This is a genomic window from Ruegeria sp. BI11 (assembly GCF_056538005.1).
The window spans coordinates 646732-673225 of record NZ_JBQFSM010000001.1 but is presented as its reverse complement, the minus strand read 5'-3'; the positions used below and the strand labels follow the sequence as shown (position 1 = coordinate 673225).

Sequence of the window (26494 nt, the reverse complement as noted above, 5' to 3'; positions counted from 1 at the left end):
ACAAAACGCGAACGTCAGGCGCACGGGAATTCATGCTTTTCAGGCGGATAATGCTTGCCTGAACGCGCTTCTTGCGATTTTGCTGAGAAAAGCGGCATTGGGGCCGCAGGATTCAACGGACACGGTCATGAACAACGTACACGGCATTTTGCTGGTCGTCGGCGCTATGGCGGCCTTTGCGCTTGAGGATATGTTCATCAAGCTTTTGTCGGTGACTGTACCGACCGGCCAGATCATGGTTGTTCTGGGGTTGGTTTGCGGCTTGGTGTTCGCCCTGTTGGCGTTTGTGACGCGCAAACGCATCTTTGATCCCTTGGCGTGGCGTCCCTTGCCTTTGGCACGCGCCGGGACCGAGATGGTGGGCGCTTTGACATTCGTGACCGCGCTGTCGTTGGTGGAACTTTCCACAGTGGCCGCCGTGTTCCAGGCGATGCCTTTGGCCGTCACCATGGGCGCTGCGCTGTTTCTGGGCGAGCATGTCGGCTGGCGCCGGTGGAGCGCGATCGGCTTGGGCTTTATCGGCGTTCTGATGATTATTCGACCGGGGCTCGAAGGGTTCCAGCCCGAGTCGCTGTTTGTCGTGGCAACCGTGATCGCCATCGCCGCGCGAGACCTGATCACACGCAAACTGGACAGCCGGGTCGCGTCGTCCGTTGTCGCGTTGCAGGCTTATTTTGCAGTGGCCGTCTCGGGCATGGCGCTGATGTTGTTTATGGCGCAGCCCGTTGTCGCGCTGGAATCTGCGCAGATCGGCCCTTATCTGGGAGCAATCGGATTTGGTGTGTTGGGATATTATGGCATCGTGACAGCCATGCGGATCGGAGAGGCTTCGGCCCTGACACCGTTCCGCTACACCCGGCTGATCTTCTCGATCGCAGCGGGGATGCTGATGTTCGGCGAACGCCCCGACCTGATGACTCTGGCTGGGGCCACGTTGATTATGGGGTCGGGCATGTACACCTTTATACGCGAACGCCGCTTGGCCCGTGAATTGGCTGTCGCGGCCTGACGGATCGTCGCACGTTGGCGCAAACAGATAATTGTTAGCCCTAAAGAGTAAAGAATGTGCGTGTTAGCGATAACATGACAGGTTTACTTTTCACCCGGTGATGATATGAGGCGTGCAACTGATTGCAGCCATAGGAACGGGCCTCATGAGCACCATCATCGACATCCACGCACGCGAAATTCTGGACAGCCGGGGCAACCCAACCGTTGAGGTGGACGTGATTCTGGAAGACGGCACCATGGGCCGCGCAGCTGTGCCCTCGGGCGCGTCGACCGGCGCTTATGAGGCGGTGGAGAAGCGTGACGGTGACAAGGCGCGCTACATGGGTAAAGGCGTTCTGCAAGCTGTCGCTGCTGTAAACGGTGAGATTGCCGAGGAACTGGTTGGTTTTGACGCTACCGAGCAGGTCGCCATCGACGGCGCGATGATCGAACTGGACGGAACCGAGAACAAGGGCCGACTGGGCGCGAACGCCATTTTGGGCGTCTCGCTGGCCACTGCCAAGGCCGCAGCCGATTTCACCACGCAGCCGCTCTATCGCTATGTCGGCGGTACTTCGGCCCGCGTCCTGCCCGTACCGATGATGAACATCATCAACGGTGGCGAGCACGCGGACAACCCGATCGACATTCAGGAATTCATGATCATGCCAACAGCGGCCGCGAATATCCGCGAAGCCGTGCGCATGGGGTCCGAAGTTTTCCACACTCTCAAGCGCGAGTTGTCGGCAGCCGGTCTGGCCACCGGCGTGGGCGACGAGGGCGGCTTTGCCCCCAACATCGCATCCACCCGCGAAGCACTGGATTTCATCCTGCAAGCCATAGAAAAAGCGGGCTACAAACCGGGTGAGGAAATCCACCTGGCGCTGGATTGCGCGGCCACCGAATATTACCGCGATGGTAAATACGTGCTTTCGGGCGAGAAGATCTCGCTGACTTCGGAAGAAAACGCCGAGTATCTGGCGACGCTAGTGAATGACTACCCGATCATCTCGATCGAAGACGGCATGTCGGAAGATGACTGGGATGGCTGGAAGGCGCTGACAGATGCCATCGGTGACAAGGTTCAGCTGGTGGGCGACGACCTGTTCGTGACCAACCCCGAACGTCTGGCCGAGGGGATCGACCGTGGTTGCGCCAACTCGATGCTGGTCAAGGTGAATCAGATCGGTTCGTTGACCGAAACCCTACGCGCCGTCGATATGGCGCATCGCGCGGGTTATACCAACGTGATGTCGCACCGCTCGGGCGAAACCGAGGACGCCACCATTGCCGATCTGGCCGTGGCGACCAATTGCGGTCAGATCAAGACTGGTTCGCTGGCGCGGTCAGACCGGTTGGCCAAGTATAACCAGCTGATCCGCATCGAGGAATCGCTGGGCGAGGTTGCCGAATACGCAGGGGCTTCGATCCTGAAACGCTGAGTGCTACTCTGATCCTCAAACCTATCCTGAGGATCAGCGGTTGCTTAGCATAATAGAACCCAGAACGCCGGACCACTTTGATGCGGTCCGGCGTTTGTGTTGGGAATATCGCGATTTCCTGCTTACGCTGGATGAGAAATCGCAGCGTATCGTTCAAACCATTTATTCGCAGGACAAGTATGCCCGCGTGATGGACGCGATCGAGGTCGAACACAGCCCACCAAACGGTGGCGTGTGTCTGGCGTTGATAGACAATCAACCCGTTGGATGTGGCATGTTCCATACGATTGAACCGGGCGTGGCCGAGATCAAACGCGTATTCGTCAGGGACAGCGCCCGTGGCACAGGGGCAGGTCGGGCTATCATGCTGTCTTTGATCCAGAAATGCCGCGATCAAGGGTTTGACCTGATCCGCATGGACACCGGCAAACCCTTGCAAACAGCGACCCGCCTTTACCTTTCGATGGGCTTCCGCCTGCGTGAGGCATACGCCGAGATTCCGGAAATCGCAGAGGGTCATCTGCTATTTTTTGAGATGAATTTGCGCTGAACAGACCAGAATGAGTTTTTGGTAGGATTTTTCTGCGCCGCGTTCTCGTTGTTAACAAATGGAAAAAGCTTAACCCGGAAAAAATTCCGACATAATTCACGTTATGTGTGAACTTTTTCCTATTTGTCTCAATTTGAGCTGATCTATTGTGCCTGCATTACAGAAAAGGGGGCACACCATGACTGGTTCGAAATTCCTTCTCGTAGTGTCAGTAGTCAGCACGGTATTTTTGGCGGCCTGCTCAGGGCCGGGTACATATCCGGTAACGGGGATGCAGGCGTCATCCACTGACCCGGTGATGGATATGGACATTCCTGGATTCGATATGGGGGTTGAGGCGCGCTAAAGCGGCTTGCTCATCAGTACATAGCGGTCACGTGGTTTGAAACCGGTGCGCAGATACAGTCTTTGCGTGGCTTCATTGGTCCGGTCGACCTCAAGGTGCAATGCGGTCAATCCTGCCCCGGCAAGGGCTTTGGGCAGGTCCAGCAGGACTTCGGTGGCGATCCCGCGACCACGAACTGCGGGGCGGATGTAAATCTCGTCGACAAAACCGTCCATACCGCCAAATTCGACCGACCACCCGAAGGTCAGCACGATATAGCCCAGCGGTGCACGACCGGGGCCGATCAGATAGACACAGCCGTGGGGGATACCCTCAAGCAAAGGGGCAAGCGCTTCGCGCCGTTGATCGGCGTCCTGTTGAATGCCGGCCTCTGCATGAAAGGCAGAGACCAGCGCCATCAGGCGATCCAGATCTTCGGGACGGGCGAGTTTCAGCGCGGCGCTCATAGGCGGGCCAGCCTTTCTGTTAGCAGGTCAAAGAATCCATCGGCGTCGATTTCTCCCATGAACATGGCATTGGGTGGGTGATCCGTCACGCGCCACCAGTCGGCAACAGTCATTCCTAGGGTCAGGTCGGATTGTGTTTCGATCTGCACGTTGATGTGACGGCCCGAAAACAATTCAGGTCGGATCAGGTAAGCTGTCACGCAGGGGTCGTGCAGAGGTGCGCCCTCCGAACCGTATTTTTCAGTGTCGTAGCGTTCGAAAAATTCCGTCATCTCGGCGACGGCATGGCCGACTTTGCTGTCCAACGCGTGGAAGGCTTCGTTGCGGTGTTTTGTGACCAACGCATCGTGGGTGACATCCAACGGCATTACAACAATTTGAATCCCAGATTTAAACACAATTTCAGCAGCTTCCGGGTCGACGTAAATGTTGAATTCAGCGGCTGGAGTGTAATTGCCAACCTCGAAATACGCGCCTCCCATCAGGACGATTTCTTGCACCCGGCCGACAATATCGGGCGCTTTCTGAAAGGCCGTGGCGATATTGGTCAATGGCCCCAGTGGGCAAAGCGTCACTGTCCCCGGTTCTTGCGTACGAAGGGTGTCGATGATGAAATCGACAGCGTGCCCTTCAGCCAATGGCATTTCCGGATCGGGTAGAACAGGCCCGTCCAGCCCGGTCTTGCCATGTACGTGTTCTGCCGTCACCAAGTCGCGCTTCAGCGGGCGATCGCATCCGGCATAGACGGGGATATGCGTGTGTCCAGCCAGCTCACACACGATCCGAGCGTTCTTGGCCGTCAGCTCTAACGGTACATTTCCGGCAACGGCGGTGATGCCTATCACGTCAATCTCTTCGGGGCTGGCCAGCGCCAGCAGTATGGCGACGGCGTCGTCCTGACCGGGGTCGGTGTCGATGATGATTTTGCGCGGTGCCATTCTGTGCCTCCGTGGTCTTGAAGCGCGGACACTCGCAAGTGTCACCACACTTGTCCAGCGGTTTCAGGCGTCGGTCGCGGCGTCCACAGGCGGGAGTTTGCCTTTGGCGCGGTGTTCCTCGATCTTCACTTCGTCCCACAGCGCATCCATCTCGGCCAGATCACTTTGTGATGGCGTTTTGCCGCGCGCGGCCAGGCGCGCCTCGACCTGTTCAAAGCGGCGGGTGAACTTTGCGTTGGTACGGCGTAGGGCGGCCTCGGGTTCGATTCCTAGGTGACGACCAAGATTGACCATCACGAACAGTAGATCGCCAAATTCATCTTCAAGCGCATCGGCATCCTTGCTGTTGCGGGCCTCTTCCAACTCAGCCGCTTCTTCGGTGATCTTGGCCAGCACATGGCTGGCGTCGGGCCAATCGAATCCCACACGCGCCGCGCGTTTTTGCAGCTTATGGGCGCGCAGCAGCGCGGGCAGATTCGCGGCCACACCATCCAAAGCACCTTTCTGTTCCTTGCCCGCACGCTCGGCCGCCTTGATGGTTTCCCAGTCCACGGTTTGTTGTTCAGCGGACTTGTCGCGGGATTCGTCGCCGAACACATGCGGGTGGCGGTCGACCATCTTGTCCGACATGGTGCGGACCACGTCCTGAAAGGTGAAATGCCCAGCCTCTTCAGCCATTTGTGCGTGGAAAACGGATTGGAACAGCAAGTCACCCAACTCGCCCTTCAGCTCGTCATATGCGTTGCGTTCGATGGCGTCCGCGACCTCATAGGCCTCTTCGATCGTGTAAGGGGCGATGGTGGCGAAATCCTGTTCGATATCCCACGGGCAGCCTGATTCCGGGTCACGGAGGCGGCGCATGATTTCCAGCAAACGCTCGATACCAGCATCGCTGTCGTGGATCAGAGGATTTTCGGCCATTGCGAACCCTTTCGTTCCGGTGTCAGATGCATCCATTCCGCAGTCAGGATCAGGAGTCCACCCCAGATGCCCGTCGTCAACCGAATTGCCGATTTCTCTGCCGATATGGCCGCATGGCGCCAGCACCTGCATTCGATCCCCGAACTTGAGTTCGAATGCCACGAAACATCTGCTTTCGTCGCCGACCGACTGCGCGAGTTCGGCGTGGATGAACTGCATGATGGCATCGCCAAGACCGGCATTGTGGCGATCATCAACGGGCAGGGTGAGGGGCCGACGATCGGCTTGCGCGCCGATATGGACGCGTTGCCGATCCCCGAGGAGACGGGCGTGCCTTACGCTTCCAGGAATCCCGGCAAAATGCATGCTTGCGGTCATGACGGACACACGACGATGCTGTTGGGTGCGGCGCGCTATCTGGCCGAAACACGGAATTTTCGCGGTCGCGTGGCGCTTATCTTTCAACCCGCCGAAGAAGAGGGCGGCGGTGCCGGTGTCATGGTCGAAGAGGGGATCATGGACCGGTTCAACATCTCTCAGGTCTACGCGCTGCACAATGCGCCCGGATTTGTCGAAGGGTCGTTCTATACCACGCCGGGGCCGATCATGGCGGCGGTGGACACGTTCGAGGTGCATATTCAGGGTGTCGGAGGCCACGGGGCCATGCCGCATGAGACCCGCGATCCGGTGATGGCGGCCTGCGGCATCGCGCAGGCGATCCAGACTATTGTCAGCCGTAACCACTATGCGCTGGATGATCTGGTGGTCTCGGTCACGCAAATCCACACGGGAACGGTGAACAATGTGATCCCTGATACGGCCTTCATCAACGGTACAGTCCGGACGTTTGACCCCGCTGTTCAGAAGATGGTGATAGAGCGGATGGAACAGATCGTGCAGGGACAGGCGACCTCGTATGGGGTCACTGCGCGGCTGGACTATGAAAAGAACTATCCCGCCACGATCAACGACGCCGACAAGGCCGGGTTCGCAGCCGACGTCGCGCGCGATATTTCCGGCGAAGACCGGGTAACTGCCAATGCCGGGCGTGAGATGGGGGCCGAGGATTTTTCCTATATGTTACAGGCACGTCCCGGCGCATATCTGTTCCTGGGGCAGGGTGAGGGCGCAGGGCTGCACCACCCCAAATACAACTTCAATGACGAGATCGCGCCGGTTGGTGCCTCGTTTTTTGCACGGATCGTCGAAAAGGCGCAGCCTTTGGGCTGATGAGGGGAAGACATGGCACTGGAAGACGCAAAAAATCAGGTGGATGAGGCATTCACCAATCCGGACCTCAAAGGGTTATCGTTCGAAAACACGTTCGGCGGCGCGACGTCGTTCCTGCGGCGGCTCTATACCAAAGAGTTGAAGGGCGTAGATATCGCCGTAACCGGGGTGCCGTTCGATCAGGCCGTGACCAACCGTCCTGGAACCCGCCTTGGCCCCCGCGCGATCCGCGAGGCCAGCGCGCTGCAATCGCCGGATGCGCCCTATGGCTGGCCCTTCGATGCGCTCAGCGAATTGGCGATCGTGGATTACGGTGACATGGCCTACGACTACGCCAATATCCCAGCCTTTCCCGATACGTTGACGGATCATATCCGTACTATTCTGGCGGCTGACGTAGCCTCGGTTTCGTTGGGCGGAGATCATTATATCAGCTTTCCGATTCTAAAAGCCTATGCCGAGAAATATGGGCCGATGTCGTTGCTGCAATTCGATGCGCATACGGACACCTGGGCCGATGACGACATGTCCCGCGTTGATCACGGAACAATGTTCTACAAGGCGGTTAAATCGGGGATCGTAGATCCGAAACGCTCGGTTCAGGTAGGGATCCGCACCACAAATGAGGACATGCTAGGTGTCAACATTATTGACGCGCGTGAGGTGTACGAATCCGGCCCCGCCGCCGTGGCGCAAAAGATCAAGGGTATTCTGGGCGACAGCCCCGTCTATCTGAGCTTTGATATCGACGGGTTGGACCCGGCCTTTGCCCCCGGCACCGGCACGCCTGTTTGGGGTGGTCTGACCTCGATCCAGACCCAGATCATCTTGCGCGACATCGCCGGGATCAACATCAAGGGCGGGGACGTGGTCGAGGTCTCTCCGCCATACGACACATCTGGCGCAACCGCGATTGCCGGGGCGCATGTTGCGACGCAGATCATTTGTCTTTTGGGGTGGAACAAGTTGGTCACGGATTAACCAATGGGGCTTAACCATTGGTTAGCCATCTTTCCGGTATCAGGTAAACCAAAAGACCGGACGGGAGAATGACGGCCATGACAGAGTTTAACCAACCCATCAGCGGCAATGATCTGGCGCGGTTTTCGGGACCGAATACGTTTATGCGCCTGCCGCAAGTAGATTCGCTGGCCGGGCTGGACGTGGCGGTGCTGGGGATTCCCATGGACATCGGCACCTCGTGGCGGTCGGGGACGCGGTTTGGTCCTAAGCAGATCCGTAGCGAAAGCGCGATGATCCGGCCATACAATATGGCCACGTTTGCGGCCCCGTTCGATAGCCTGCAAGTCGCGGATATCGGCGATCTGGCGATCAACACCTTCTCGCTGGCGGACAGTTTGAAGATCATCAAGGAAAGCTATGACGCGATTCTGGCGCAAGGCGTGACGCCGGTGGCAATGGGGGGCGATCATTCGATCACCTTGCCCATCCTGCGCGCGATTGCGGCCAAGCATGGCCCGGTGGCTTTGGTTCATGTCGATGCCCATGCGGATGTGAATGATGAGATGTTCGGAGAAAAGGAAACGCATGGCACTGTTTTCCGCCGGGCCTACGAAGAGGGGCTGATCGTCCCCGATAAAACCTTTCAGATCGGTATTCGCGGTTCGGGCTACGCCGCGTCGGATTTTACCGAGGCTAAGGGTTGGGGCTTCCGTCAATTCCCAGCCTGGGATCTATGGCAACAGAACTTAACCGAGATTGGAGCGCAGATCCGCAAAACGGTCGGCGATCACCCAGTTTACATTTCGTACGATATCGACAGCCTGGACCCGTCTTTTGCCCCAGGCACCGGCACGCCAGAGATCGGAGGTCTGACCACGCCGCAAGCGCTGCAACTGATCCACGCGCTAGGTGGGATGAAAGTAGTGGGGTGTGATCTGGTCGAAGTCTCGCCACCTTATGACCCCACGGGGAACACGGCACTGACGGCCGCCAACCTGCTGTTCGAGATGCTGTGCATTCTGCCAGGCGTGACGTCGCGATAGGGGCAGCAATCTCTTGCACGGCCTGCCGATCCGAATATCTTTCGTAAAAAGAACAGGTTCGGAATGAAGAAAATGGTGTTTTGGCTGATTGTCGGTCTGGTGGTGTTGCTCGATGCCTACATCCGGCTGGCACCTTCTGACCCTTTGCATTGGCATCAGGCACCAAAGGCTGAGGTAGACCGCGACTTTGATGGGGGCGTTCTGCGTGTGGTTGAAACCGGTCCGGGAGGTTTGGCTCGGCTTGACGCTATTGCCCGCGTGTCACCACGCACCACCGTTCTGGCTGGCTCAGTCGCAGAAGGGATGATCACCTATATCACCCGCAGCAAAATGTTCGGCTTTCCAGATTACACGACGGCCCTGCAGGATGGGAACACTTTGCGCGTTTATGGACGTTTAAGATTTGGCCGGCGAGATTTCGGGGTAAATCGAAACCGAGTTGATGGGTGGCTGGCTGCTTTGCAGCCTTGACGACAAACAGCCCTCTTGCACCTCGCGCCACATGGGGACGTTCAGGGACATCTGGCATTGTGCTGTAAACATGCGGCCGTCCACCTGCAGGCAGATCATCTCACCCAATTCGATGCGCGTGCCGGATTTGTCGGTGCAATAGCAGTCCTGTACTTTGCCTCCGGGACCTACCACATCGGCCATAGCGGGGGCCGCAAACAGCAAAATAACAAGTGTTAAACGTGTCATAGTGTCAGCTTAGCACAGGGTCGGCCCTTGACCAAAGCGCCGGATTAAGAGACACCGCGCGGATGATCCCCGAAGAACGCCTTGAACAGATAACCCAGCGATTCCAGTATCTCGAAGCTGCCATGGCCGATGGCGCCTCGGGTGGAGATATTGCGGCCTTGGCCAAGGAATACTCGGATCTGAAGCCGGTGGTCGATCAGATCATGGCGTGGCGTCAACTAGTCGATGATCTGGCCGAGGCAGAAACGATGCTGGCTGATCCGGACATGAAGGAGCTGGCCGAAGAGGAAATCCCCGAGCTTCAAGCCCGCATCCCTCAGGCCGAACAGGCCCTGCAACTGGCGTTGTTGCCGCGGGACAAGGCTGATGCACGTCCGGCGATGCTGGAAATCCGACCCGGCACGGGTGGGGATGAGGCCGCATTGTTCGCGGGCGACCTGCTGCGCATGTATCAACGCTATGCTGAAGCACGCGGTTGGCAGTTTGAGATCATCGAAGAGCAAGCTTCGGATCTGGGCGGCATCAAAGAGGTGGTGGCCCATATCAAGGGCGACAATGTCTTCGCCCGCATGAAATACGAATCCGGTGTACACCGGGTGCAGCGAGTGCCCGAAACCGAAAGCGGCGGGCGCATTCACACCTCGGCAGCGACCGTAGCGGTTCTGCCCGAGGCCGAGGACGTAGATATCCAGATTGATGCCAATGACATCCGCATTGATACGATGCGCAGTTCGGGTGCGGGTGGCCAGCACGTGAATACCACCGACTCGGCAGTGCGGATCACGCATCTTCCCACTGGTCTGGTGGTAACGAGCTCCGAGAAATCGCAGCACCGTAACCGCGAAATTGCGATGCAGGTGTTGAAAACACGCCTTTATGATCTTGAGCGACAGCGGATCGACAGCGAACGGTCGGCTGATCGCGCAAGTCAGGTGGGCTCAGGCGACCGGTCAGAACGCATCAGGACCTATAACTTTCCACAGGGCCGCATGACCGATCATCGCATCAACCTGACGCTCTACAAGCTGGATCAGGTGATGCAGGGCGATCTGGATGAGGTGATCGACGCGCTGACCGCAGATGATCAGGCCCGGCTGTTGGCCGAGATGGCGCAATGATTGCGGCGCTGACAGCTGCCCAGGCCATGGTTGCCGCCACCGCGCGCCTACGCGCCGCAGGAGTGGACGACCCGGCACGCGATGCGCGGGTTCTGCTGGCCCATGCTGCACGAATCGAGGCCAGCCGAGTCACTTTGATCGCGCCCGAGGAATTGTCGCCCGAGATCGCCGAACGCTATGATACCCTGATCTCATTGCGGGCCATTCGCATACCTGTTTCGCATCTGTTGGGCGAGCGTGAATTTTATGGGCGGCGGTTCCGTGTCAGCCCGGATGTGTTGGACCCGCGCCCCGAAACCGAGACGTTGATTGAGGCGGCGCTGAGCGAGCCGTTCGATCATGTTCTGGACTTGGGCACAGGATCGGGTTGTATCCTGATCACTCTGTTGGCTGAGCGCACAAGTGCGTCAGGCATCGGTGCAGACCTGAGTGAAGCCGCTTGTTTGCAGGCTAGCGCGAATGCGGTGCAGCATCAGGTGCAGAGCAGGGTTGAGATTGTTCATTCGGACTGGTTTGAAGACATTGAAGGGCTTTATGATCTGATTGTTTCCAACCCGCCTTATATATCGCTGGCTGAGATGCAGGATTTGTCCCCTGAAGTGCGTGAGCATGAACCGCGCATGGCGCTGACGGATGAGGGGGACGGGCTTGGCGCTTACCGGCACATCGCCGCCTCGACCCCGGATTTTCTGATGCCGGGCGGACGCATTCTGGTTGAGATCGGGCCGACACAGGGTCAGAGCGTCACAGCCTTGTTTCAAGCGGCCGGGTTGGTCGATGCGCGGGTGATCCCCGATCTGGATGGCCGTGATCGTGTCGTTGTCGCCAGAATGCCGTAAATTAGACATCAGGTGAGGCTGAAATGCGCCGATCAATGTAAAAAACCTGCGATTTTTTGGACAAACCTCTTGTCTGTAGGCGCTGGACATGCTTACTCAGAGATAGTCGGAGAGGTTGACGCTGTTTTCAGCGGGCCCCTGACGCCAAGCCCAAAAAAGTCGACATCGCGTGACGGCTAATGCCTTTGAGCAGTGCAGGACGCGACTTGATCGGCACCGAATGACAAGGCTGACGTAAAGTACGATGAGATCTTCCAAATCCCGCTCGCGGGCCAAAAATAACCGCAATCGCCCTTCTGGCGGCAACGTTGTTAACCGGGTTTTCGACAGCTCGGGTCCCGAAGGCAAGGTGCGCGGTACGCCCCAGCAGATCATTGATAAATACAACCAGTTGGCGCGCGACGCCCAGCTTTCGAACGACCGTGTGGCAGCTGAGAACTTTCAGCAGCATGCCGAGCATTATCTGCGCCTGCTCAGCGAAGCGCAGCGAGAAATCGAAGCACGCCGGGAAGAGCAGGAGCGCCAGAACCGTGAACGCCAGGCCGAGCGTGATCGCGAACGCGCCGAGCGTCAGGAACGCGAAGCTGCCCGTCAAGCCGACCCTGCCGAGGCACCGCAACCTGATGTGATGGACTTCGGAGCCGAAGCGTCCGCACCCGAATCTGGACTGGTTGAGACCCCGGAAAGCAAGGATGCCGCTCCGACAGCCGAGTCGGCCGAAAAACCTGAAAAGAAAGAAAAGCCCGCGCGTCGACCGCGTGCGCGCAAGCCCAAGGTCGCACCGGCAGAGAATGCGCCCAAAACGGATGGGGATGCGCCTGAAGCGGCGGAATAAATACTGACATAGAGTGTGTAAAAGCCCCGGGATGATCCGGGGCTTTTTCCTTTTACTCTCAGCCTTTTTTGACTTCACGCGCCAAGGCGCAGAAGGCCTCGAGCGGGACCTGTTCAGCGCGTTCGGTGGGTTGAATGCCAGCCGCCAACAGACGGTCTTCAATATTCGGTGCGACACCTTTCAAAGATGCGCGCAGCATCTTCCGGCGCTGATTAAAGGCCGCTGCGACTACACGTGACAGGGTAGCTGCATCAGCGGGATAACGCGGTTCGGGTAGGGCTGTCAGGTGGACCACTGCACTTGAGACTTTGGGGGGTGGGGTAAACGCGCCGGGTGGCAGCGACATGGCGATCCGCGCCTCGGCCCGCCATTGGGCGAGGATAGCGAGGCGTCCATAGGCCTTGCTGCCGGGTTGAGCGACGATGCGCTCGGCCACTTCGCGCTGGAACATCAGGGTCAGGCTTTGCCAAAAAGGCGGCCATTCGGGCGGAGTCAGCCAGCGAACCAGCAATTCAGTACCGACGTTATAGGGCAGGTTAGCCGCGATACGGATCGGCGGGGTTAGATGAACCAGCGGGTCGATCTCAAGCGCGTCGCCGTTGATCACTTCAAGCCGACCAGGGTATGCGGAGGCGATATCGTTCAGGGCCGCGATACAACGGGTGTCCTTCTCCACGGCCACGACCTTGCGCGCGCCTTCGGACAACAGCCCGCGAGTCAGACCGCCGGGACCAGGGCCGATTTCCAGCACGTCACAATCAGACAGGTCTCCGGCCTGACGGGCGATCTTGGCTGTCAGGTTCAGATCCAGCAAGAAGTTCTGACCCAGAGATTTGCGGGCCGAAAGCTGGTGTGTCGCGATGACCTCGCGCAGAGGAGGTAGATTGTCGATTGCGCTCATGATCCGGTTTCCATAGCGCGGAGTGCGCCGACGACGAGGTATTTTCAGCCAACTGAAGGGTCAAGCGCATTGTGCCATGCGTTGGGCCAGTTTCAGTGCCTCGATCAGGCTGGTGGGGGTGGCGATGCCTTGGCCCGCAATATCCATCGCGGTGCCGTGATCGGGAGAGGTGCGGATAAAGGGCAGGCCTAGCGTCACGTTTACGCCACGGTCAAAATCCAGTGTTTTTATCGGGATCAGCGCCTGATCGTGATACATCGCAATTGCCACGTCATAGCGAGCCCGGGCGGCTGCGTGGAACATCGTATCCGCCGGATGTGGGCCGGTGACGGTATAACTGTCACCGGGCAAGTCAGCTATCAAGGGGGCGATCCAATCCAGTTCCTCGTGCCCCATCTTGCCGCCTTCACCTGCGTGCGGGTTGAGGCCAGCGATGGCTATACGGGGATGCGCGATGCCGAACTGGTTACGCAAGCCTTCGGCAGTGACCGTGATGGTGTCGCGCAGCAAGTCTGGGGTCAGGGTCGAAGGCACCTCGGACAGCGCGATATGGATAGTTGCGGGCACCACACGCAATTGCGCACTGGCCAGCATCATGATCACACGGTCCCGGCCTGCTAGAGCGGCCAGAAATTCGGTATGTCCAGGGTAGGCGAAACCGGCTCCGTCGATCAGAGCCTTTTTGTGAATCGGTGCGGTGCACAGAGCCGAAGCCGCACCGGACTGCACCAGCGAAACACCCTGTTCAATGGCGGCGATAACCGAAGGCGCGTTGGCTGGATCGGGTTGACCTGGAACATTGGGTGCAGGGAAGTCCAGTTGTAGGACCGGCAGTGCCGTGGCACTGACATCCATGGCGTCAGATGGGTCAGAGATGCGTACGACAGGGGTATCAGACGGCAAATGGGCTGTATCGCCGATATAGAAGAATGGGCAGGTGTCGCGCAGTTCAGACCACGCTTTTGCTGCGATTTCCGGGCCTATTCCGGCCGGGTCACCGCAGCTGAGCGCGATCGGTTGTGTCATTGCTCGACAATGTCAGCTTCGGCGCGCAACTGCGCCACCAGGCTGTTCGCAAAAGCGCCAAGGCGTTGTTGTGTCAGTGCGTTGGCAACGTCGACACGTGTTGTCTCTTCCCCCAGATCACGGGTGCGGGTGCAAAGCATCAGAAACATCAGGGTCTGGCCGTTGTTGCGGGTCAGTGTCGTTGACACTTCGTTGAGGTCGAGCTTGGCAAGTTCCAACGCGACGTCGCGCGGAATCTCGTTTGGGCTGGCCTGAATCCGCTGCAGAACTTCTGGTGGCTGGTCCTTAGCAATGCCATAGAGGTCATCGCAAGTATCGATTTCTTCCCTGAGCTTGGCTGCCCTCGCAAGAGTGTCGGCGCTGCGGCCACCGGCCAGGTTGTAGATTGCGTAGTCGATCTCGGAATAGTTGGGGGCACTGGTCGCGACCTCACGCAGACCACGCATCTGGAAAAGTGCAATAGCGTTAGGCAACGACAGCGGCTGAGTGATATCGCCATTTTCCAGACCGAGAATCACCGGTTGCAGTGCAGGGGGCAGGCTGGTGAGATTCAGCCAATCTAGCCGCCCGCCATTGTTACGTGTGGCGGCTGCTGAATATTGTGTGGCTGCAGCAGAGAACGAGTCAAAGCCCTGCAGTTGGGCAATCTCTTGTGCCAGAAGATCGGCTTGGGCCACTGTTTGCTGGTTCACCGGAATGATGATCTCGGATAGCAGCACCTGCAGGCCACCGCCGCCGGCTTGACCAAGGGCTCGGTTGATCTCTTCTTCTGATGGACGCGCCTGTGACAGGAAGCGCGCGCTGACATAATCGTTCCATGAAACCTGATCAGCCACGAAATCCCGAACTGTTTCACGATCAACACCTTGATCAGCAAGCAACTGCAGGAACTGGTCCGTTGACAATTGCCCACGCGCGGCAAATTCGTCGATACCGACTTGAATGTCTTCGGGGGCGGCTTCAATTCCAGCTTCGCGCATAGCCTGACGGCGCAATCTTTCATCGATTAGGGCATCGCGTACTTCGGCCTCGGTTGCGCCCGGGGCACCCAGAGCAGTCAGGAACTGTTGTCGCTGTGAAAGCTCGTACCAAGTAATGATATCCTGATTGACCTTTATCGCTGGTGAAAACAGGCTTTGCGCATCGGCTTGTGGCGACGTCAATGCCAGCGAAGCCCCAATAAGCACTGGGGCGACCGGTTTAAGCCAACCGGAGCGGAGGAAACTGGTGAAACCTGAAATCAACTGCATCTTCTCTTGTACTGTTGGCCGCCACTATTAACGGAATAACCCGTCAGGGCTACGGTAAAGCCGAATTCTGTCGAAGGCTCAATACTTGATGATGAGGTAAAGCGCCTGCTGACGTTCATGTTAACTTGAACGCATTCATTCTGATATGTGACACCCATCCCAAAGCGGATCGGTTCGGATTCGCTTAGGTCATAGCGTGCAGCGGCCCGTGTATTCCAGTTCTGATCCACCCGGTAACGTCCCGTCAACAGGACCTCAGATATCTCTTCTTCGATCTGCTCGACTGGGTCTGGCTCTTGCCAACCATAGCTTCCGGCAAAGCCAACCCTGCGCTGCTGCCAGCCAACGCGCAGTTCGGCCTTGGAAAAGCTGAAATCGCTGTTCAGCAATCCGCGGCCAGCTAAAAGCCAACCGTTGTTGGTTTGAATCTGACCGGCCAGCAACAGGTCCGACGATGTGCCCTGCAGGCCCGAGGTCAAATTGAAATTGGGATCTGCATCAGCACGAAAAACCTGACCAATCGTGGCAAGGGCCCGCCAATTCCCGGCCGCGTAGCGGGACCAGTTTAGGCCAACAACACCGGTCAGGCCGTCTTCGCGCCGGTCCGGGGCCGGAAATCGGGACAGCGACAATAAGTTGCCCTGATCGAATTCCTGAAAGGTGCTTTCGTCATTTGGTACGTCTTCATCTGAAACATGGGTCCAGCCGATCTGTGCAATCGGCTCCAATACCTGGATCGCGCCCGATGACTCGCGCCTGCGCAAAGGATAACGCAGAGTCAAAGCGACACGCGGCGTGGTTCGGGTAACGTTATCGGGAAATTCACTGTCATGACGGATATTGAACGTATCAACCGAAGCGCCAACACGCGCCTCGGCTCGAAGGCCCGATGCAAGGGTCCAGTTGCGCAACCATTCCGCATCGAAAGTGGCACGTGCCACATCGCGCCCCACGATATCCTCATCACTGGTTCGTTCATGCGAGTGGGCGACAAAGCCCAGTCGAACTTCGCCACCTAAGGAAGTGGGGAACAGGCGTTTTTGATAATAAAGGTCAAAGACCCGCGACGGGATTTCATCCTGATCCTCGCTGTCACGCAGGGTTTCATAGTGAATAAAACTAGTACGGAACGCCGTATCGCGCTTGATCCGCTCTAACGCTACTTCGCTGCGTAGCCGGTCTAGGTCAGGCAAGCCATAGTCGGTTAGGTAAGAATCGTCCGTTGTGGTCTGAAGGTTGAACAGGAACCGGTAGCCGTCATTGAGGTTGAACCAGCCATTGGCAAACAGGTAGCCTCGATCCTCACCTGGCTGCAGATCATCGCGGGTAAAGGCACCATCTAGTTGAATGCGACCATTCTTGAAGGCCTGACGATAGCGAAGCCCGAGGGTTTTGGTCTTGGGCGAGACATAGGGCGTGAGTGTCAGGTCCTTATGGTCACCCAGCTTGATGAAATATGGCACTCGCACGCCGGTACCCAATTGCGTGGTGGTACGTATCGACGGCACCAGGAACCCAGTGGCCCTGTCCAATGTTGGATCCGGCAGACGCAGATAGGGGAAATAAAATACCGGTACGTCAAGTACCCGAAGTTGAGCCCCTTCAAAGTAGAGTTGCCGCTCCAGTTGATCGTGGGTGACCTTGCGCGCGCGGATTTGCCAGATCGGTGGTTTCCCGTTTGCGCAGACATGGCATGAAGTGGCCGAAACTTTGCTAAGCTGCGTGTACCTGCCAGCCGCGCGTGTGGCCTGAACCGATGCGATCTGCACCTGCTGGTCAAATACCATTCTAGCACCAATCAGCAGGCCGTTCTGAATGCCGTCATCCAGTTCGGCCGAATCCGCAAGTGTCGTCGTGTCACCGGCTTGATCGATACGAATCGGGCCCTCCAGCGTCAGCGCGCCGGTTTCCTGATCATAGGTGATACGGTCGGCGGTGACTTTGACGTCGCCCTGAAAGGCTTCGACATTGCCTTCGGCCACCAGCAGACGTTCAGGTGTAATGAAGATCTTGTCAGCCACCAGCAGGGCAGGTTGGTCCTCCTGTTGGGTATCCTGCGTTGGGCCGGGCGAGGACTGGTTTTGGGCTGCCGCACCGGTCGTCATCGCCAGAGCAACAGCGCCGGACATCAAAAGACTGGATATGAGTCGCATCAGCCATCCTCCGCGTGGAGCAGAAGGCCTAGGGACAAAAGAATGGCTGCAAAAGGCGGAGCCCAAGCCGCGACTAAGATAGGCAATTGACCGTTTTCCCCGAGTATTTGGGCAAAGTTTCGTATGAAGTAGATCGAGAACCCCAAAAGCACCGCAGACAAAATCGCGATGCCGGTGCCGCCAAAGCGAACGTGGCGCATGGTAAAGGCCGCACCGATCATAACCATCGCCATCAGAAAGAGGGGGCGCGCAAGTTGTACCTGCAGCCAGACCTCATATTGCTTGGTGGAAAACCCTGCTTCGCGGAGATCGCGTATCAGTTGTGGCAGGTCGTAGACCGACACCGAATCCTGATGGCCCAGCGTGTCCAGAATGCGCTGGCGCGTCAGCGTAGTGGGGAGTTCGAAGCGGCGGTATGTTTTTGCTGTGGCTTCGGGGTTCACGTCATCGGCCAAAGACCAGATCTTAGCGTTGAACAGAACCCATGATCCGTTCGACAGTTGCGCCCGGCTGGCGCTGATTTGTTGCGTCGGCTTGCCGTCAGACATAAATGTGACGATCGTGACACCGGTCAGTTCCAACGGATCTAAACTGTTGGTACCGCGGGCGTGAATGACCGATTGCCCATTTGCCGAGCCCTGCCGCAGCCACAGCCCTTCGCTGGTAATCGAAAATGCGGAATTGCTCCTGTCCTTGTAGGCGTCGGACAGGCGACGGTATTCCTCGGACGTGGCTGCGGTGATTGGATTCAGCAAGGCAACCGCCAGAGTGCCGATAATCAGTGCCAATGCGATCGGTGCCAGCAGCGCCCTGATACCGGACCGCCCAATGGCGCGCGTCACAACCAGTTCGGAACTACGGGCCAGCCCGACGAACAATGCGATGGTGGCCAGTATGACCAGCAGGGGCAGCATTTCGCTGATGGCAGCGGGCGAGTTCAGCAAAGTCAGGTGCAGCAAGGTACCAAAAGACAGGTTCTCAGTACTGAACCGGCGGGACTGCTCGACCAGGTCAATCAGAATCAATAGCGTCAGAAAGATGCCGCCGATGACCAGAAAGCTTTGCATGAACCGGCGGGCAAAATAGCGGTCGAGGATCACGACAGTGCCTCCACCTGGAGCAGAGTGCAGGGCAAACTGGCAATAAAAAGGCCAGAATCACTTTCGTCTGCGCGGATGCGCGACGGCATATGCCTGCCCTGTCTCGCCAATTCGTTCTCCCCCGATCCTGTCGGATTTTTTTCGGCACTGTAATGCAATTGGCGCGCGGGGAAAACTGCTATCTGGTCAAGCTGCGCAGCGCGAGCTAGGTCTTGGGGAACAGATTTTGAGGAGTTTGCAATGAGCAGTCTTGTATCGATCCGGTTTCAGCCCTTTGACGCGGATGCAATGGCACAGGCCGAAGGTCGAGTGGCGGTGATCATCCCCACTGACGGCAAGATGAGCCCCGCCGTACGCCGGGCCAACCGCCTGACACGTGGCGCCGTCGCGCGCTTGGTGGAAAGTCCCCGGTTCGAAAAAGTAAAGACGGGCGACGTGATCTCGATGGCCTGGCCCGCTGGCATGGTGGCAGAGGCACTGGATATCGTGATCCTGCCCCGCCGCCCAGATGCAGCCGAGGCGCGCAAGGCCGGTGCGGCGCTTGCCAAATTGGCGGGCGGCAAGGACGTGCTGGTGATGGCTGGCAATCAGGTTCGGGCCGAGGATCTGGCTATGGGCATCGCACTGCGCAGCTATGATTTCGACGTCCATAAGACCAAGGAGTCCGAAGAATCCGGCACCGTCACCATCAGCCATCAGAAGGCCGATGAGGTCGAGGCCGCGTTCGCCCCGCAATATGCCGTCGCGGACGGTGTGCGGATGACTCGCGACTTGACCAACGAACCCGCAAACGTTCTGACCACCACCGAATTTGCGGACCGGCTTGTCGAAATGAAAGAACTGGGTCTTGAGGTCGAGGTTCTGGATGAGGACCAACTGGCCGAACTGGGGATGCGCACGCTGCTGAGCGTTGGGCAGGGCTCGGACAGCCCCTCGAAGGTCGTAGTGATGCAGTGGAATGGTGGCGACAAGGACGACGCGCCGCTGGCACTGATCGGCAAGGGCGTTGTGTTCGACACCGGTGGTATCTCGCTGAAGCCGGCCGGTGGCATGGAAGACATGACCATGGACATGGGCGGTGCTGGGGTCGTTGCGGGCACCATGCGCGCGCTGGCCAAGCGTAAGGCCAAGGCCAATGTTGTGGGTCTGGTTGGACTGGTTGAGAACATGCCCTCTGGCAACGCCACGCGCCCCGGCGATGTGGTCAAGTCGATGAAGGGTGACACGGTTGAAATCATTAACACCGACGCCGAGGGCCGTTTGGTTCTGTGCGATGTGATGTGGTACACGCAGGAACGTTTCAAGCCAGTAGGCATGATCGATCTGGCCACCCTGACGGGCGCGATCATCATTGGTCTGGGGCATGAGAATGCAGGCGTGTTTTCGAACAATGACACGTTCTGCGATGCCTTCCTGAAATCGGCCAAGGCCGAGGACGAGGGCGCGTGGCGCATGCCACTGGGCGAAGGCTATGACAAGCTGCTGAAGTCGCGAATTGCCGACATGAAAAACGTAGGCGGCCGTGCGGCAGGTTCGGTCACTGCAGCGCAGTTCCTACAGCGGTTCGTCAAAGAAGATGTGCCATGGATTCACCTGGATATTGCGGGTGTAGCATCGGTGTCGTCGGAAACATCCTATGCGCCCAAGGGGGCAACCGGTTGGGGCGTTCGCGCGCTGAGTCGTCTGGTGCAGGATCACTTCGAGTAATCCGATGGGCGCCGTCTATTTCTACCACCTGACCCGACAACCTCTGGAACACACCTTGCCGGTGCTGCTGGACAAGGCACGACAGGCCGGGTGGAAGATTGCCGTGCGGGGCACCGATCCCGCACGGATGGACTGGCTGGATGAAAAGCTGTGGCTGGGGCCCGAGGACGGATTCCTGCCACATGGGCGCGAGGGTGGGCCGCATGACGCGTCGCAGCCCGTGCTGCTGACGACCGTGCCAGAGGCCGCCAATGAACCGGCCTGTGTAATGGCTGTGGATGGTGCACCGGTGGACCCATCTGAAGTGGCGGCACTAGAGCGGGTCTGCATCCTGTTCGACGGCAATGATGATCTGGCGGTCCAGCAGGCGCGGGCTCAATGGAAGGCTCTGACCGGTGCAGGATGTACTGCGCAATACTGGTCCGAGGAATCGGGGCGGTGGGAGAAGAAGGCCGAGGCGTAAGGCTAAGACTTCGAAGGAACTTTCAGGAGGGCAGCAGATGGAAACGAAACCGCTGGGCCGTACGGGAATAATGGTGACAGATCTGTGCCTGGGTACAATGACCTTCGGCACGCAAACGTCCGAGGCGGAAGGCCATCGGCAGATGGACATGGCACTGGCGGCGGGGATTAATTTCGTTGATACGGCCGAGATGTATCCGGTGAACCCAATTTCGAAAGAAACCGTTGGCCTAACCGAAGCCATTCTGGGTAATTGGAACGTGGCCAACCCGTCGCGTCGCAGCGATTACGTGCTGGCGACCAAGCATTCCGGGGCAGGGTTCGCCCATGTCCGCGACGGCGCGCCGATTACGGGTCAGACGATCCCCGAGGCGATCGAAGGGTCACTGCGGCGGCTGCGTACGGATTACATTGATCTATACCAGTTTCACTGGCCGAACCGGGGCAGTTACATGTTCCGTCAAAACTGGAACTACTCTCCCTCGGGGCACAACACCAACGAAGTTCTGGACAACATGCAGGATTGTCTTGAGGCCCTGCAGGCACAGGTCGCCAAGGGTAATATCCGCGCCTTTGGCCTGTCCAATGAAAGCGCATGGGGTACGGCGCAATGGCTGAGGATAGCCGAGCAGATAGGCGCACCACGCGTAGCCTCGGTGCAGAATGAGTATTCGATACTGTGTCGACACTTCGATACCGATATGGCGGAGCTTAGCGTGCACGAAGATGTGGGACTGATGGCTTTTTCGCCCTTGGGGGCAGGGTTTTTGACCGGCAAGTATCAGGGCGGGGTGGTGCCCGAGGGCTCGCGCATGTCGCTGGTGGCCGAGATGGGTGGGCGAACCGGTCCGCGCGTGTTCGAGGCAGTGGAGGCTTATCTGGAGATCGCCGAGCGGCATGGGCTGGACCCGGTGCATATGGCGCTGGCCTGGTGCCGGACGCGGCCCTTCATGATGTCGGCCATATTTGGCGCGACCTCGGCGACTCAGTTGGAACATATTCTAGCCGGTAAAGGTGGGCGGCTGTCTGATGAGGTCGTGGCTGAAATAGCTCAGGCTCATCGCGCGCATCCGATGCCGTTTTAGGGGGGGGCGCCGAGATTTTTTAGCTATATGAAGGAAATTCGGTCAGTGATGGGTCGGGTGGATGCGTTCTTGCCTCAAATCACGGGCGGACAGGCCGTGCGCCGTTCGGAACGCACGGGCAAAGCTGGATTGTGAGGCAAAACCAGTGGCAAGCGCCACATCCATCAGCGACATGTCGGTGTCAGTGACCAGACGGCGGGCCTCGGCCAGGCGCAATTGCAGGTAGTGGTCTTGGGGCGTCGTGTTCAGGCGCAGGCGGAATTGCTGCTGCAGAGTGCGGGGGCTGGTGCCCAGTGTCTCGGCGATATCTGCCAGTGGCAGCGGCTCGTCCAGCGAGGATTCCATCAAGGTGTTGGCCTTGGCCGTCAGCGCCGTATGGCGATGTGGGGCCCCGGTCCGGCTTTGCGGTTTTGTCGGTTCCGGCGCGCCGTCGTAGAGGAACAGGCCTGAGACCCGCGCGGCAAAGCCTGCACCGTGGCGCGCGGCAATAATGTGCAACATCATCTCAACCGCTGGGATCGCACCACCCGAAGTCAGGCGATTGCCAGATACGGTGAAACGATCGGGGCGAACGTCAACATCGGGGAAACGGGTGGCGAAATTGTCCAAATCTTCCCAGTGGGTTGTGGCAGCGTGCCCGTCCAACAAGCCAGCTTCGGCCAACAGCCACGGGCCGCCGTCTATGCCAGCCATGGTGGCACCGGTCCCGGCGATGCGGCGCAGGCCGGCCAACAGGTTGGGCGTGGCATGGCGGGCCAGCTGGAACCCGGCCACAACGATCATCAGATCGCAGCTTTGCAGCCGTGCCAGCGGAACACCCGGCACATTCAGCGCGCTGGTCAGCATTGCGGGCTCTGCTGTGGCTGTCACATAATCCCAATCGAAAGCGGGACGATCCGCCAGCCGGTTGGCCGCGCGCATCGGATCGACCGCCGAGGCGAAGCTGAGCGTGTTGCATTCGTCCAGAACCAGCACGGCCGTTTTCAGGGCGCGATGTTCGGGCTGAAGTATATTTTTTGCGGATTTCATCAAGTTCGATTCGCATTCTGGCAAGTGTTTCTACAAGGCTGCGTCAGAGTCGCACGCAACGCAAATCGGAATCCGGGGAGAAGCCTGGGGAAAACTCATGGCAAATCCGGGTATAACTTGGGGAAAACACGATGCCTCTGGAAATGAACCGCGAAGTCTTCATCACTTGCGCCGTCACCGGATCAGGCGGAACGCAGGATCGCAGCCCGCATGTGCCGCGTTCGCCGAAGCAAATTGCCGAAAGTGCGATCGCAGCAGCCAAGGCCGGGGCGGCGGTGGTGCATTGCCATGTTCGTGACCCCGAAACCGGCGCGCCCAGCCGTCGTCTGGACCTGTATCGCGAGGTGACTGACCGCATTCGCGAGGCCGAGGTCGACGTCGTTCTGAACCTGACCGCCGGGATGGGCGGGGACATGGTGTTTGGCCCAACCGAATCTCCGCTGCCGCTGCGCGAGGACGGGACTGATATGATCGGTGCAGCCGCGCGGGTCGAACATGTAGCAGAATGCCTGCCCGAGATCTGCACGCTGGACTGCGGCACCATGAACTTTGCCGAGGCCGATTACGTCATGACCAACACGCCGGGCATGCTGCAGGCGATGGGTCGGATGATGACGCACCTGGGAGTGAAGCCCGAGATCGAGGCGTTTGACACCGGACATCTTTGGTTTGCCAAGCAATTGGTGAAGGACGGTGTGTTGGACAGCCCGGCTCTGGTGCAGTTGTGCATGGGTGTACCATGGGGCGCGCCGGACGATCTGAACACCTTCATGGCGATGGTCAACAACGTGCCCGATGACTGGACGTTCAGCGCGTTTGCTCTGGGTCGCAATCAGATGGCTTATGTGGGGGCTTCAGTGCTGGCGGGCGGCAACGTGCGCGTCGGTCTTGAGGACAACCTGTGGCTGGACAAGGGCGTGCTGGCCGAAAACTGGCAGCTTGTTGAACGCGCCGGAACCATCATCGAGAATATGGGCGCACGGGTAATCGGTGCGCAGGAAGTGCGTGACAAGTTGGGGCTGGTGAAACGGGCGCCGGTTTCGAAATAACTCAGGGTAGGGTTGAGACAAGCTCCCAATCCTTTGGGTTATTTCGACAAATGAAAACTGTGAGTTTGTAGGCGAGAAATGATGAAAACAGCGGCGATTATTGGCGGCGGTGTAATCGGCGGCGGTTGGGCTGCGCGGTTCTTGTTGAACGGTTGGAACGTCCGGGTGTTCGACCCGGACCCCGAGGCCGAGCGCAAGATTGGTGAGGTTCTGGACAATGCGCGTCGTTCCTTGCCGGGGCTGAGCGATGTGCCATTGCCTGCCGAGGGGGGGATGACCTTCCACGAGGATTTGGCTGAGGCCGTACAGGGTGCGGCGTGGATTCAGGAAAGCGTGCCGGAACGGTTGGATCTTAAACTGAAGGTCTACAAGGGGTTGCAAGAGGCTTGTGATCCAGATGCGATCATAGGCTCCTCGACTAGTGGCTTTAAACCGTCCGAATTGCAGGAGGGTGCGCTGAGGCCCGAGCAGATCGTGGTGACGCACCCGTTCAATCCGGTCTATCTGCTGCCGCTGATTGAATTGGTGCCGACTGATAAGAACTCGCCTGAGATGGTTGCCAGGGCTCAAGAGTTGCTGAAATCCGTTGGGTTCTTCCCGCTGCACGTCAAAAAGGAAATCGACGCGCATATCGCTGACCGATTTCTTGAAGCAGTCTGGCGCGAGGCACTATGGCTGGTCAAAGACGGCATCGCCACGACCGAAGAGATCGACGAAGCAATCCGCATGGGCTTTGGCATCCGCTGGGCGCAGATGGGATTGTTTGAAACCTATCGCGTGGCCGGTGGCGAGGCCGGGATGCGGCATTTCATGGCTCAGTTCGGGCCTGCGCTGAAATGGCCATGGACCAAGCTGATGGACGTGCCAGACTTTACCGATGAATTGGTCGACTTGATCGCAGATCAGTCGGACGCGCAGTCGGGTATGCACTCAATCCGAGAACTGGAGCGTATCCGCGACAATAATCTTGTGGGCATGATGCGAGCGCTCAAGGCGCAGAATTACGGTGCGGGGGCGGTGCTGAACCAGCATGATGCACTGTTGAAGCCGGGCGCGTTGCCAACGCTGGAACAGGCGGACATAAGCCAGCCGATCCTGACCTTGTCCCGCGCGGTGCCGTTGGACTGGACTGATTACAACGGCCACATGAATGAGGCGAAGTATGTCGAGGCCTTTGCCGCCGCGACCGACCGGTTCATGGAGATCATCGGCTGTGATGCAGATTACATCGCCTCGGGTGGCAGCTATTTCACCGCTGAAAACCACATCCGCTACGTCGACGAAGCGCATGCAGGTGCAAAGATCGAAGTGCGCACGCAGATGCTGTTGGGGCAGGGCAAGAAATTGCACGTGTTCCACAGCATGTATGAGGGCGACAAACTGCTGGCCACGGGTGAAAGCTTCTTGCTGCATGTCAGCCTTGAAACCCGCCGTCCCAGTGCACCGTCGCCGGAAATCGAGGCTGCCATGGCGCGGATCGCCGAGGCGCAGGCCGGGTTGCCCTATCCCGAAGGCGCGGGTGCTGCGATCCGGAAACCCGCATGACCGGGCGCGTTCTGATAACGGCTGGCGCGTCGGGCGTTGGCCGCGCCATGGCCGAGGCCTTCGACGCCGCAGGTGCGCAGGTGTGGGTGGCGGATGTGGACAAATCCACGTTGGCAGAATGTCCGGCACATTGGCAGCAGTCGACAGTGGATGTAGCGGACGAAACCGCTGTGGTCGCTCTGTTCGCAGAGATTGAGGCCAGATGGGGGGGATTGGACACGCTCTGTGCAAACGCAGGTGTGGCAGGCCCTACCGCTTTGGTTGAAGACATTGCTCTTGATGACTGGCGGTTCTGCCTTTCCGTTAATCTTGAGGGCGCGTTTTTGTGCGCGAAATACGCGACACCGATCTTCAAGCGGCAACGCAGCGGGGCAGTCGTGATTACGTCTTCAACCGCTGGGCAATTTGGCTACCCCAATCGGGCGCCCTATGCGGCCGCGAAGTGGGGCGTGATCGGGCTTGGCAAAACGCTGGCGATGGAACTTGGGTCACACGGCGTTCGGTGTAACGTCATCTGCCCTGGCGCGGTCGAAGGTCCTCGGATGGAAGGTGTGCTGGCGCGCGAAGCTGCCGCCAAGGGCATGACGCGGGATCAGGTCTATGACGGCTACGCCGCAGGCACCTCGATGGGCCGGTTTGTTGAAGGCCACGACATCGCGAATATGGCTGTATTCCTAGCCTCGGATGCGGCCCGGCTGGTGTCGGGGCAGGTCATTGCGGTGGATGGCCACACGGTGAACCCTGATCCGAAAATCTAGATCGCTTCAGGAAATACGCGAAAGCCCAATGCCCTGCGCGCCTGGCGCTTTTGGGGCATTGGTGAGCGG

The 26494-nt window shown here is 58.6% G+C and carries 26 protein-coding genes; 17 read left to right on the top strand and 9 right to left on the bottom strand.

Annotated features, from left to right (window positions below; all coding sequences use genetic code 11):
• Positions 1-127: 127 nt before the first annotated feature.
• The 4 genes from ACR0DT_RS03305 (at position 128) to ACR0DT_RS03290 (ending at position 3328) form a co-directional block, all read left to right on the top strand.
• On the top strand, positions 128-1009 hold the full coding sequence (locus ACR0DT_RS03305) for a DMT family transporter (protein WP_480709383.1): 882 nt from the start codon (positions 128-130) through the stop codon (positions 1007-1009).
• A 145-nt stretch (positions 1010-1154) separates the two neighbouring features.
• Positions 1155-2432, top strand: a complete 1278-nt coding sequence (eno, locus tag ACR0DT_RS03300) for a phosphopyruvate hydratase (protein WP_480709382.1) — start codon at positions 1155-1157, stop codon at positions 2430-2432.
• A gap of 40 nt (positions 2433-2472) precedes the next feature.
• Positions 2473-2982 carry a GNAT family N-acetyltransferase gene (locus ACR0DT_RS03295; protein WP_480709381.1) on the top strand — a complete coding sequence of 170 codons (510 nt, stop codon included), beginning with the start codon at positions 2473-2475 and terminating at the stop codon, positions 2980-2982.
• A gap of 178 nt (positions 2983-3160) precedes the next feature.
• Positions 3161-3328 carry a hypothetical protein gene (locus tag ACR0DT_RS03290; protein WP_480709380.1) on the top strand — a complete coding sequence of 56 codons (168 nt, stop codon included), beginning with the start codon at positions 3161-3163 and terminating at the stop codon, positions 3326-3328.
• On the opposite strand, the gene ACR0DT_RS03285 is transcribed toward ACR0DT_RS03290, so the two are convergent.
• The 3 genes from ACR0DT_RS03285 to mazG form a co-directional block, all read right to left on the bottom strand.
• Positions 3325-3774: a GNAT family N-acetyltransferase gene (locus ACR0DT_RS03285; RefSeq protein ID WP_480709379.1), complete on the bottom strand. Its 450-nt coding sequence runs from the start codon at positions 3772-3774 to the stop codon at positions 3325-3327. The two genes, ACR0DT_RS03290 and ACR0DT_RS03285, sit on opposite strands and share 4 nt — an antisense overlap.
• A complete protein-coding gene (locus ACR0DT_RS03280; protein ID WP_480709378.1) occupies positions 3771-4712 on the bottom strand; it encodes a nucleoside hydrolase in 942 nt (313 codons plus the stop codon). The genes ACR0DT_RS03285 and ACR0DT_RS03280 overlap by 4 nt, the downstream gene beginning before the upstream one ends.
• A 63-nt stretch (positions 4713-4775) precedes the next feature.
• Positions 4776-5633 (bottom strand): nucleoside triphosphate pyrophosphohydrolase, encoded by an 858-nt coding sequence (gene mazG, locus ACR0DT_RS03275; protein WP_480709651.1) that lies wholly within the window; start codon positions 5631-5633, stop codon positions 4776-4778.
• Between the two features lie 66 nt (positions 5634-5699).
• Between mazG and ACR0DT_RS03270 the strand changes: the two genes are divergently transcribed.
• The 7 genes from ACR0DT_RS03270 (at position 5700) to ACR0DT_RS03240 (ending at position 12360) form a co-directional block, all read left to right on the top strand.
• Complete coding sequence (locus tag ACR0DT_RS03270) at positions 5700-6863, top strand: M20 aminoacylase family protein (RefSeq protein WP_480709377.1); 1164 nt, start codon at positions 5700-5702, stop codon at positions 6861-6863.
• A 12-nt stretch (positions 6864-6875) separates the two neighbouring features.
• Entirely contained in the window at positions 6876-7844 is a 969-nt protein-coding gene (gene speB / locus ACR0DT_RS03265) for an agmatinase (RefSeq protein WP_480709376.1), read from the top strand.
• A 77-nt stretch (positions 7845-7921) separates the two neighbouring features.
• Positions 7922-8869 carry an agmatinase gene (gene speB / locus ACR0DT_RS03260; RefSeq protein WP_480709375.1) on the top strand — a complete coding sequence of 316 codons (948 nt, stop codon included), beginning with the start codon at positions 7922-7924 and terminating at the stop codon, positions 8867-8869.
• 63 nt (positions 8870-8932) lie between these two features.
• Positions 8933-9340 (top strand): DUF1499 domain-containing protein, encoded by a 408-nt coding sequence (locus ACR0DT_RS03255; RefSeq protein WP_480709374.1) that lies wholly within the window; start codon positions 8933-8935, stop codon positions 9338-9340.
• A 290-nt stretch (positions 9341-9630) separates the two neighbouring features.
• The gene (prfA, locus tag ACR0DT_RS03250; protein WP_480709373.1) at positions 9631-10686 is read left to right on the top strand and encodes a peptide chain release factor 1; all 1056 of its coding nucleotides are present in this window, start codon (positions 9631-9633) and stop codon (positions 10684-10686) included.
• A complete protein-coding gene (gene prmC, locus ACR0DT_RS03245) occupies positions 10683-11525 on the top strand; it encodes a peptide chain release factor N(5)-glutamine methyltransferase (protein ID WP_480709372.1) in 843 nt (280 codons plus the stop codon). The genes prfA and prmC overlap by 4 nt, the downstream gene beginning before the upstream one ends.
• 244 nt (positions 11526-11769) lie before the next feature.
• Complete coding sequence (locus ACR0DT_RS03240) at positions 11770-12360, top strand: DUF4167 domain-containing protein (RefSeq protein WP_480709371.1); 591 nt, start codon at positions 11770-11772, stop codon at positions 12358-12360.
• Positions 12361-12418: 58 nt separating this feature from the next.
• On the opposite strand, the gene rsmA is transcribed toward ACR0DT_RS03240, so the two are convergent.
• From rsmA to lptG, 5 genes are read right to left on the bottom strand one after another with little or no spacing between them, the layout of a single operon-like run.
• Positions 12419-13261 carry a 16S rRNA (adenine(1518)-N(6)/adenine(1519)-N(6))-dimethyltransferase RsmA gene (rsmA, locus tag ACR0DT_RS03235; protein ID WP_480709370.1) on the bottom strand — a complete coding sequence of 281 codons (843 nt, stop codon included), beginning with the start codon at positions 13259-13261 and terminating at the stop codon, positions 12419-12421.
• Between the two features lie 60 nt (positions 13262-13321).
• Positions 13322-14287 carry a 4-hydroxythreonine-4-phosphate dehydrogenase PdxA gene (pdxA, locus tag ACR0DT_RS03230; protein WP_480709369.1) on the bottom strand — a complete coding sequence of 322 codons (966 nt, stop codon included), beginning with the start codon at positions 14285-14287 and terminating at the stop codon, positions 13322-13324.
• On the bottom strand, positions 14284-15537 hold the full coding sequence (locus tag ACR0DT_RS03225) for a peptidylprolyl isomerase (RefSeq protein WP_480709368.1): 1254 nt from the start codon (positions 15535-15537) through the stop codon (positions 14284-14286). Before ACR0DT_RS03225 ends, pdxA begins: the two co-directional genes overlap by 4 nt.
• Positions 15528-17690 carry an LPS-assembly protein LptD gene (locus ACR0DT_RS03220; RefSeq protein WP_480709367.1) on the bottom strand — a complete coding sequence of 721 codons (2163 nt, stop codon included), beginning with the start codon at positions 17688-17690 and terminating at the stop codon, positions 15528-15530. The genes ACR0DT_RS03225 and ACR0DT_RS03220 overlap by 10 nt, the downstream gene beginning before the upstream one ends.
• Positions 17690-18790: an LPS export ABC transporter permease LptG gene (gene lptG / locus ACR0DT_RS03215; RefSeq protein ID WP_480709366.1), complete on the bottom strand. Its 1101-nt coding sequence runs from the start codon at positions 18788-18790 to the stop codon at positions 17690-17692. Before lptG ends, ACR0DT_RS03220 begins: the two co-directional genes overlap by 1 nt.
• Before the next feature lie 240 nt (positions 18791-19030).
• Between lptG and ACR0DT_RS03210 the strand changes: the two genes are divergently transcribed.
• From ACR0DT_RS03210 to ACR0DT_RS03200, 3 genes are read left to right on the top strand one after another with little or no spacing between them, the layout of a single operon-like run.
• Positions 19031-20497 carry a leucyl aminopeptidase gene (locus ACR0DT_RS03210; protein WP_480709365.1) on the top strand — a complete coding sequence of 489 codons (1467 nt, stop codon included), beginning with the start codon at positions 19031-19033 and terminating at the stop codon, positions 20495-20497.
• Positions 20498-20501: 4 nt separating this feature from the next.
• Entirely contained in the window at positions 20502-20960 is a 459-nt protein-coding gene (locus tag ACR0DT_RS03205) for a DNA polymerase III subunit chi (RefSeq protein WP_480709364.1), read from the top strand.
• Between the two features lie 37 nt (positions 20961-20997).
• Positions 20998-22044, top strand: coding sequence for an aldo/keto reductase (locus tag ACR0DT_RS03200; RefSeq protein WP_480709363.1), 1047 nt, complete (start codon positions 20998-21000; stop codon positions 22042-22044).
• Between the two features lie 42 nt (positions 22045-22086).
• On the opposite strand, the gene ACR0DT_RS03195 is transcribed toward ACR0DT_RS03200, so the two are convergent.
• Entirely contained in the window at positions 22087-23073 is a 987-nt protein-coding gene (locus tag ACR0DT_RS03195; protein WP_480709362.1) for a GlxA family transcriptional regulator, read from the bottom strand.
• A gap of 131 nt (positions 23074-23204) precedes the next feature.
• On the opposite strand from ACR0DT_RS03195, the gene bcoG reads away from it, so the two are divergent.
• From bcoG to ACR0DT_RS03180, 3 genes are all read left to right on the top strand, one after another.
• Entirely contained in the window at positions 23205-24122 is a 918-nt protein-coding gene (bcoG, locus tag ACR0DT_RS03190) for a 3-dehydrocarnitine:acetyl-CoA trimethylamine transferase BcoG (RefSeq protein ID WP_480709361.1), read from the top strand.
• Between the two features lie 78 nt (positions 24123-24200).
• On the top strand, positions 24201-25667 hold the full coding sequence (locus tag ACR0DT_RS03185; protein ID WP_480709360.1) for a carnitine 3-dehydrogenase: 1467 nt from the start codon (positions 24201-24203) through the stop codon (positions 25665-25667).
• Positions 25664-26425: an SDR family oxidoreductase gene (locus tag ACR0DT_RS03180; protein WP_480709359.1), complete on the top strand. Its 762-nt coding sequence runs from the start codon at positions 25664-25666 to the stop codon at positions 26423-26425. The genes ACR0DT_RS03185 and ACR0DT_RS03180 overlap by 4 nt, the downstream gene beginning before the upstream one ends.
• Positions 26426-26494: the final 69 nt, after the last annotated feature.

Excerpts from the sequence above, each read along its gene's own strand:
- ACR0DT_RS03305 (WP_480709383.1), top strand. The coding sequence starts at position 128 with ATGAACAACGTACACGGCATTTTGCTGGTCGTCGGCGCTATGGCGGCC.
- eno (WP_480709382.1), top strand. The coding sequence starts at position 1,155 with ATGAGCACCATCATCGACATCCACGCACGCGAAATTCTGGACAGCCGG.
- ACR0DT_RS03290 (WP_480709380.1), top strand. The coding sequence starts at position 3,161 with ATGACTGGTTCGAAATTCCTTCTCGTAGTGTCAGTAGTCAGCACGGTA.
- ACR0DT_RS03285 (WP_480709379.1), bottom strand. The coding sequence starts at position 3,774 with ATGAGCGCCGCGCTGAAACTCGCCCGTCCCGAAGATCTGGATCGCCTG.
- ACR0DT_RS03280 (WP_480709378.1), bottom strand. The coding sequence starts at position 4,712 with ATGGCACCGCGCAAAATCATCATCGACACCGACCCCGGTCAGGACGAC.
- mazG (WP_480709651.1), bottom strand. The coding sequence starts at position 5,633 with ATGGCCGAAAATCCTCTGATCCACGACAGCGATGCTGGTATCGAGCGT.
- ACR0DT_RS03270 (WP_480709377.1), top strand. The coding sequence starts at position 5,700 with ATGCCCGTCGTCAACCGAATTGCCGATTTCTCTGCCGATATGGCCGCA.
- speB (WP_480709376.1), top strand. The coding sequence starts at position 6,876 with ATGGCACTGGAAGACGCAAAAAATCAGGTGGATGAGGCATTCACCAAT.
- speB (WP_480709375.1), top strand. The coding sequence starts at position 7,922 with ATGACAGAGTTTAACCAACCCATCAGCGGCAATGATCTGGCGCGGTTT.
- ACR0DT_RS03255 (WP_480709374.1), top strand. The coding sequence starts at position 8,933 with ATGAAGAAAATGGTGTTTTGGCTGATTGTCGGTCTGGTGGTGTTGCTC.
- prfA (WP_480709373.1), top strand. The coding sequence starts at position 9,631 with ATGATCCCCGAAGAACGCCTTGAACAGATAACCCAGCGATTCCAGTAT.
- prmC (WP_480709372.1), top strand. The coding sequence starts at position 10,683 with ATGATTGCGGCGCTGACAGCTGCCCAGGCCATGGTTGCCGCCACCGCG.
- ACR0DT_RS03240 (WP_480709371.1), top strand. The coding sequence starts at position 11,770 with ATGAGATCTTCCAAATCCCGCTCGCGGGCCAAAAATAACCGCAATCGC.
- rsmA (WP_480709370.1), bottom strand. The coding sequence starts at position 13,261 with ATGAGCGCAATCGACAATCTACCTCCTCTGCGCGAGGTCATCGCGACA.
- pdxA (WP_480709369.1), bottom strand. The coding sequence starts at position 14,287 with ATGACACAACCGATCGCGCTCAGCTGCGGTGACCCGGCCGGAATAGGC.
- ACR0DT_RS03225 (WP_480709368.1), bottom strand. The coding sequence starts at position 15,537 with ATGCAGTTGATTTCAGGTTTCACCAGTTTCCTCCGCTCCGGTTGGCTT.
- ACR0DT_RS03220 (WP_480709367.1), bottom strand. The coding sequence starts at position 17,690 with ATGCGACTCATATCCAGTCTTTTGATGTCCGGCGCTGTTGCTCTGGCG.
- ACR0DT_RS03210 (WP_480709365.1), top strand. The coding sequence starts at position 19,031 with ATGAGCAGTCTTGTATCGATCCGGTTTCAGCCCTTTGACGCGGATGCA.
- ACR0DT_RS03205 (WP_480709364.1), top strand. The coding sequence starts at position 20,502 with ATGGGCGCCGTCTATTTCTACCACCTGACCCGACAACCTCTGGAACAC.
- ACR0DT_RS03200 (WP_480709363.1), top strand. The coding sequence starts at position 20,998 with ATGGAAACGAAACCGCTGGGCCGTACGGGAATAATGGTGACAGATCTG.
- ACR0DT_RS03195 (WP_480709362.1), bottom strand. The coding sequence starts at position 23,073 with ATGAAATCCGCAAAAAATATACTTCAGCCCGAACATCGCGCCCTGAAA.
- bcoG (WP_480709361.1), top strand. The coding sequence starts at position 23,205 with ATGCCTCTGGAAATGAACCGCGAAGTCTTCATCACTTGCGCCGTCACC.
- ACR0DT_RS03185 (WP_480709360.1), top strand. The coding sequence starts at position 24,201 with ATGATGAAAACAGCGGCGATTATTGGCGGCGGTGTAATCGGCGGCGGT.
- ACR0DT_RS03180 (WP_480709359.1), top strand. The coding sequence starts at position 25,664 with ATGACCGGGCGCGTTCTGATAACGGCTGGCGCGTCGGGCGTTGGCCGC.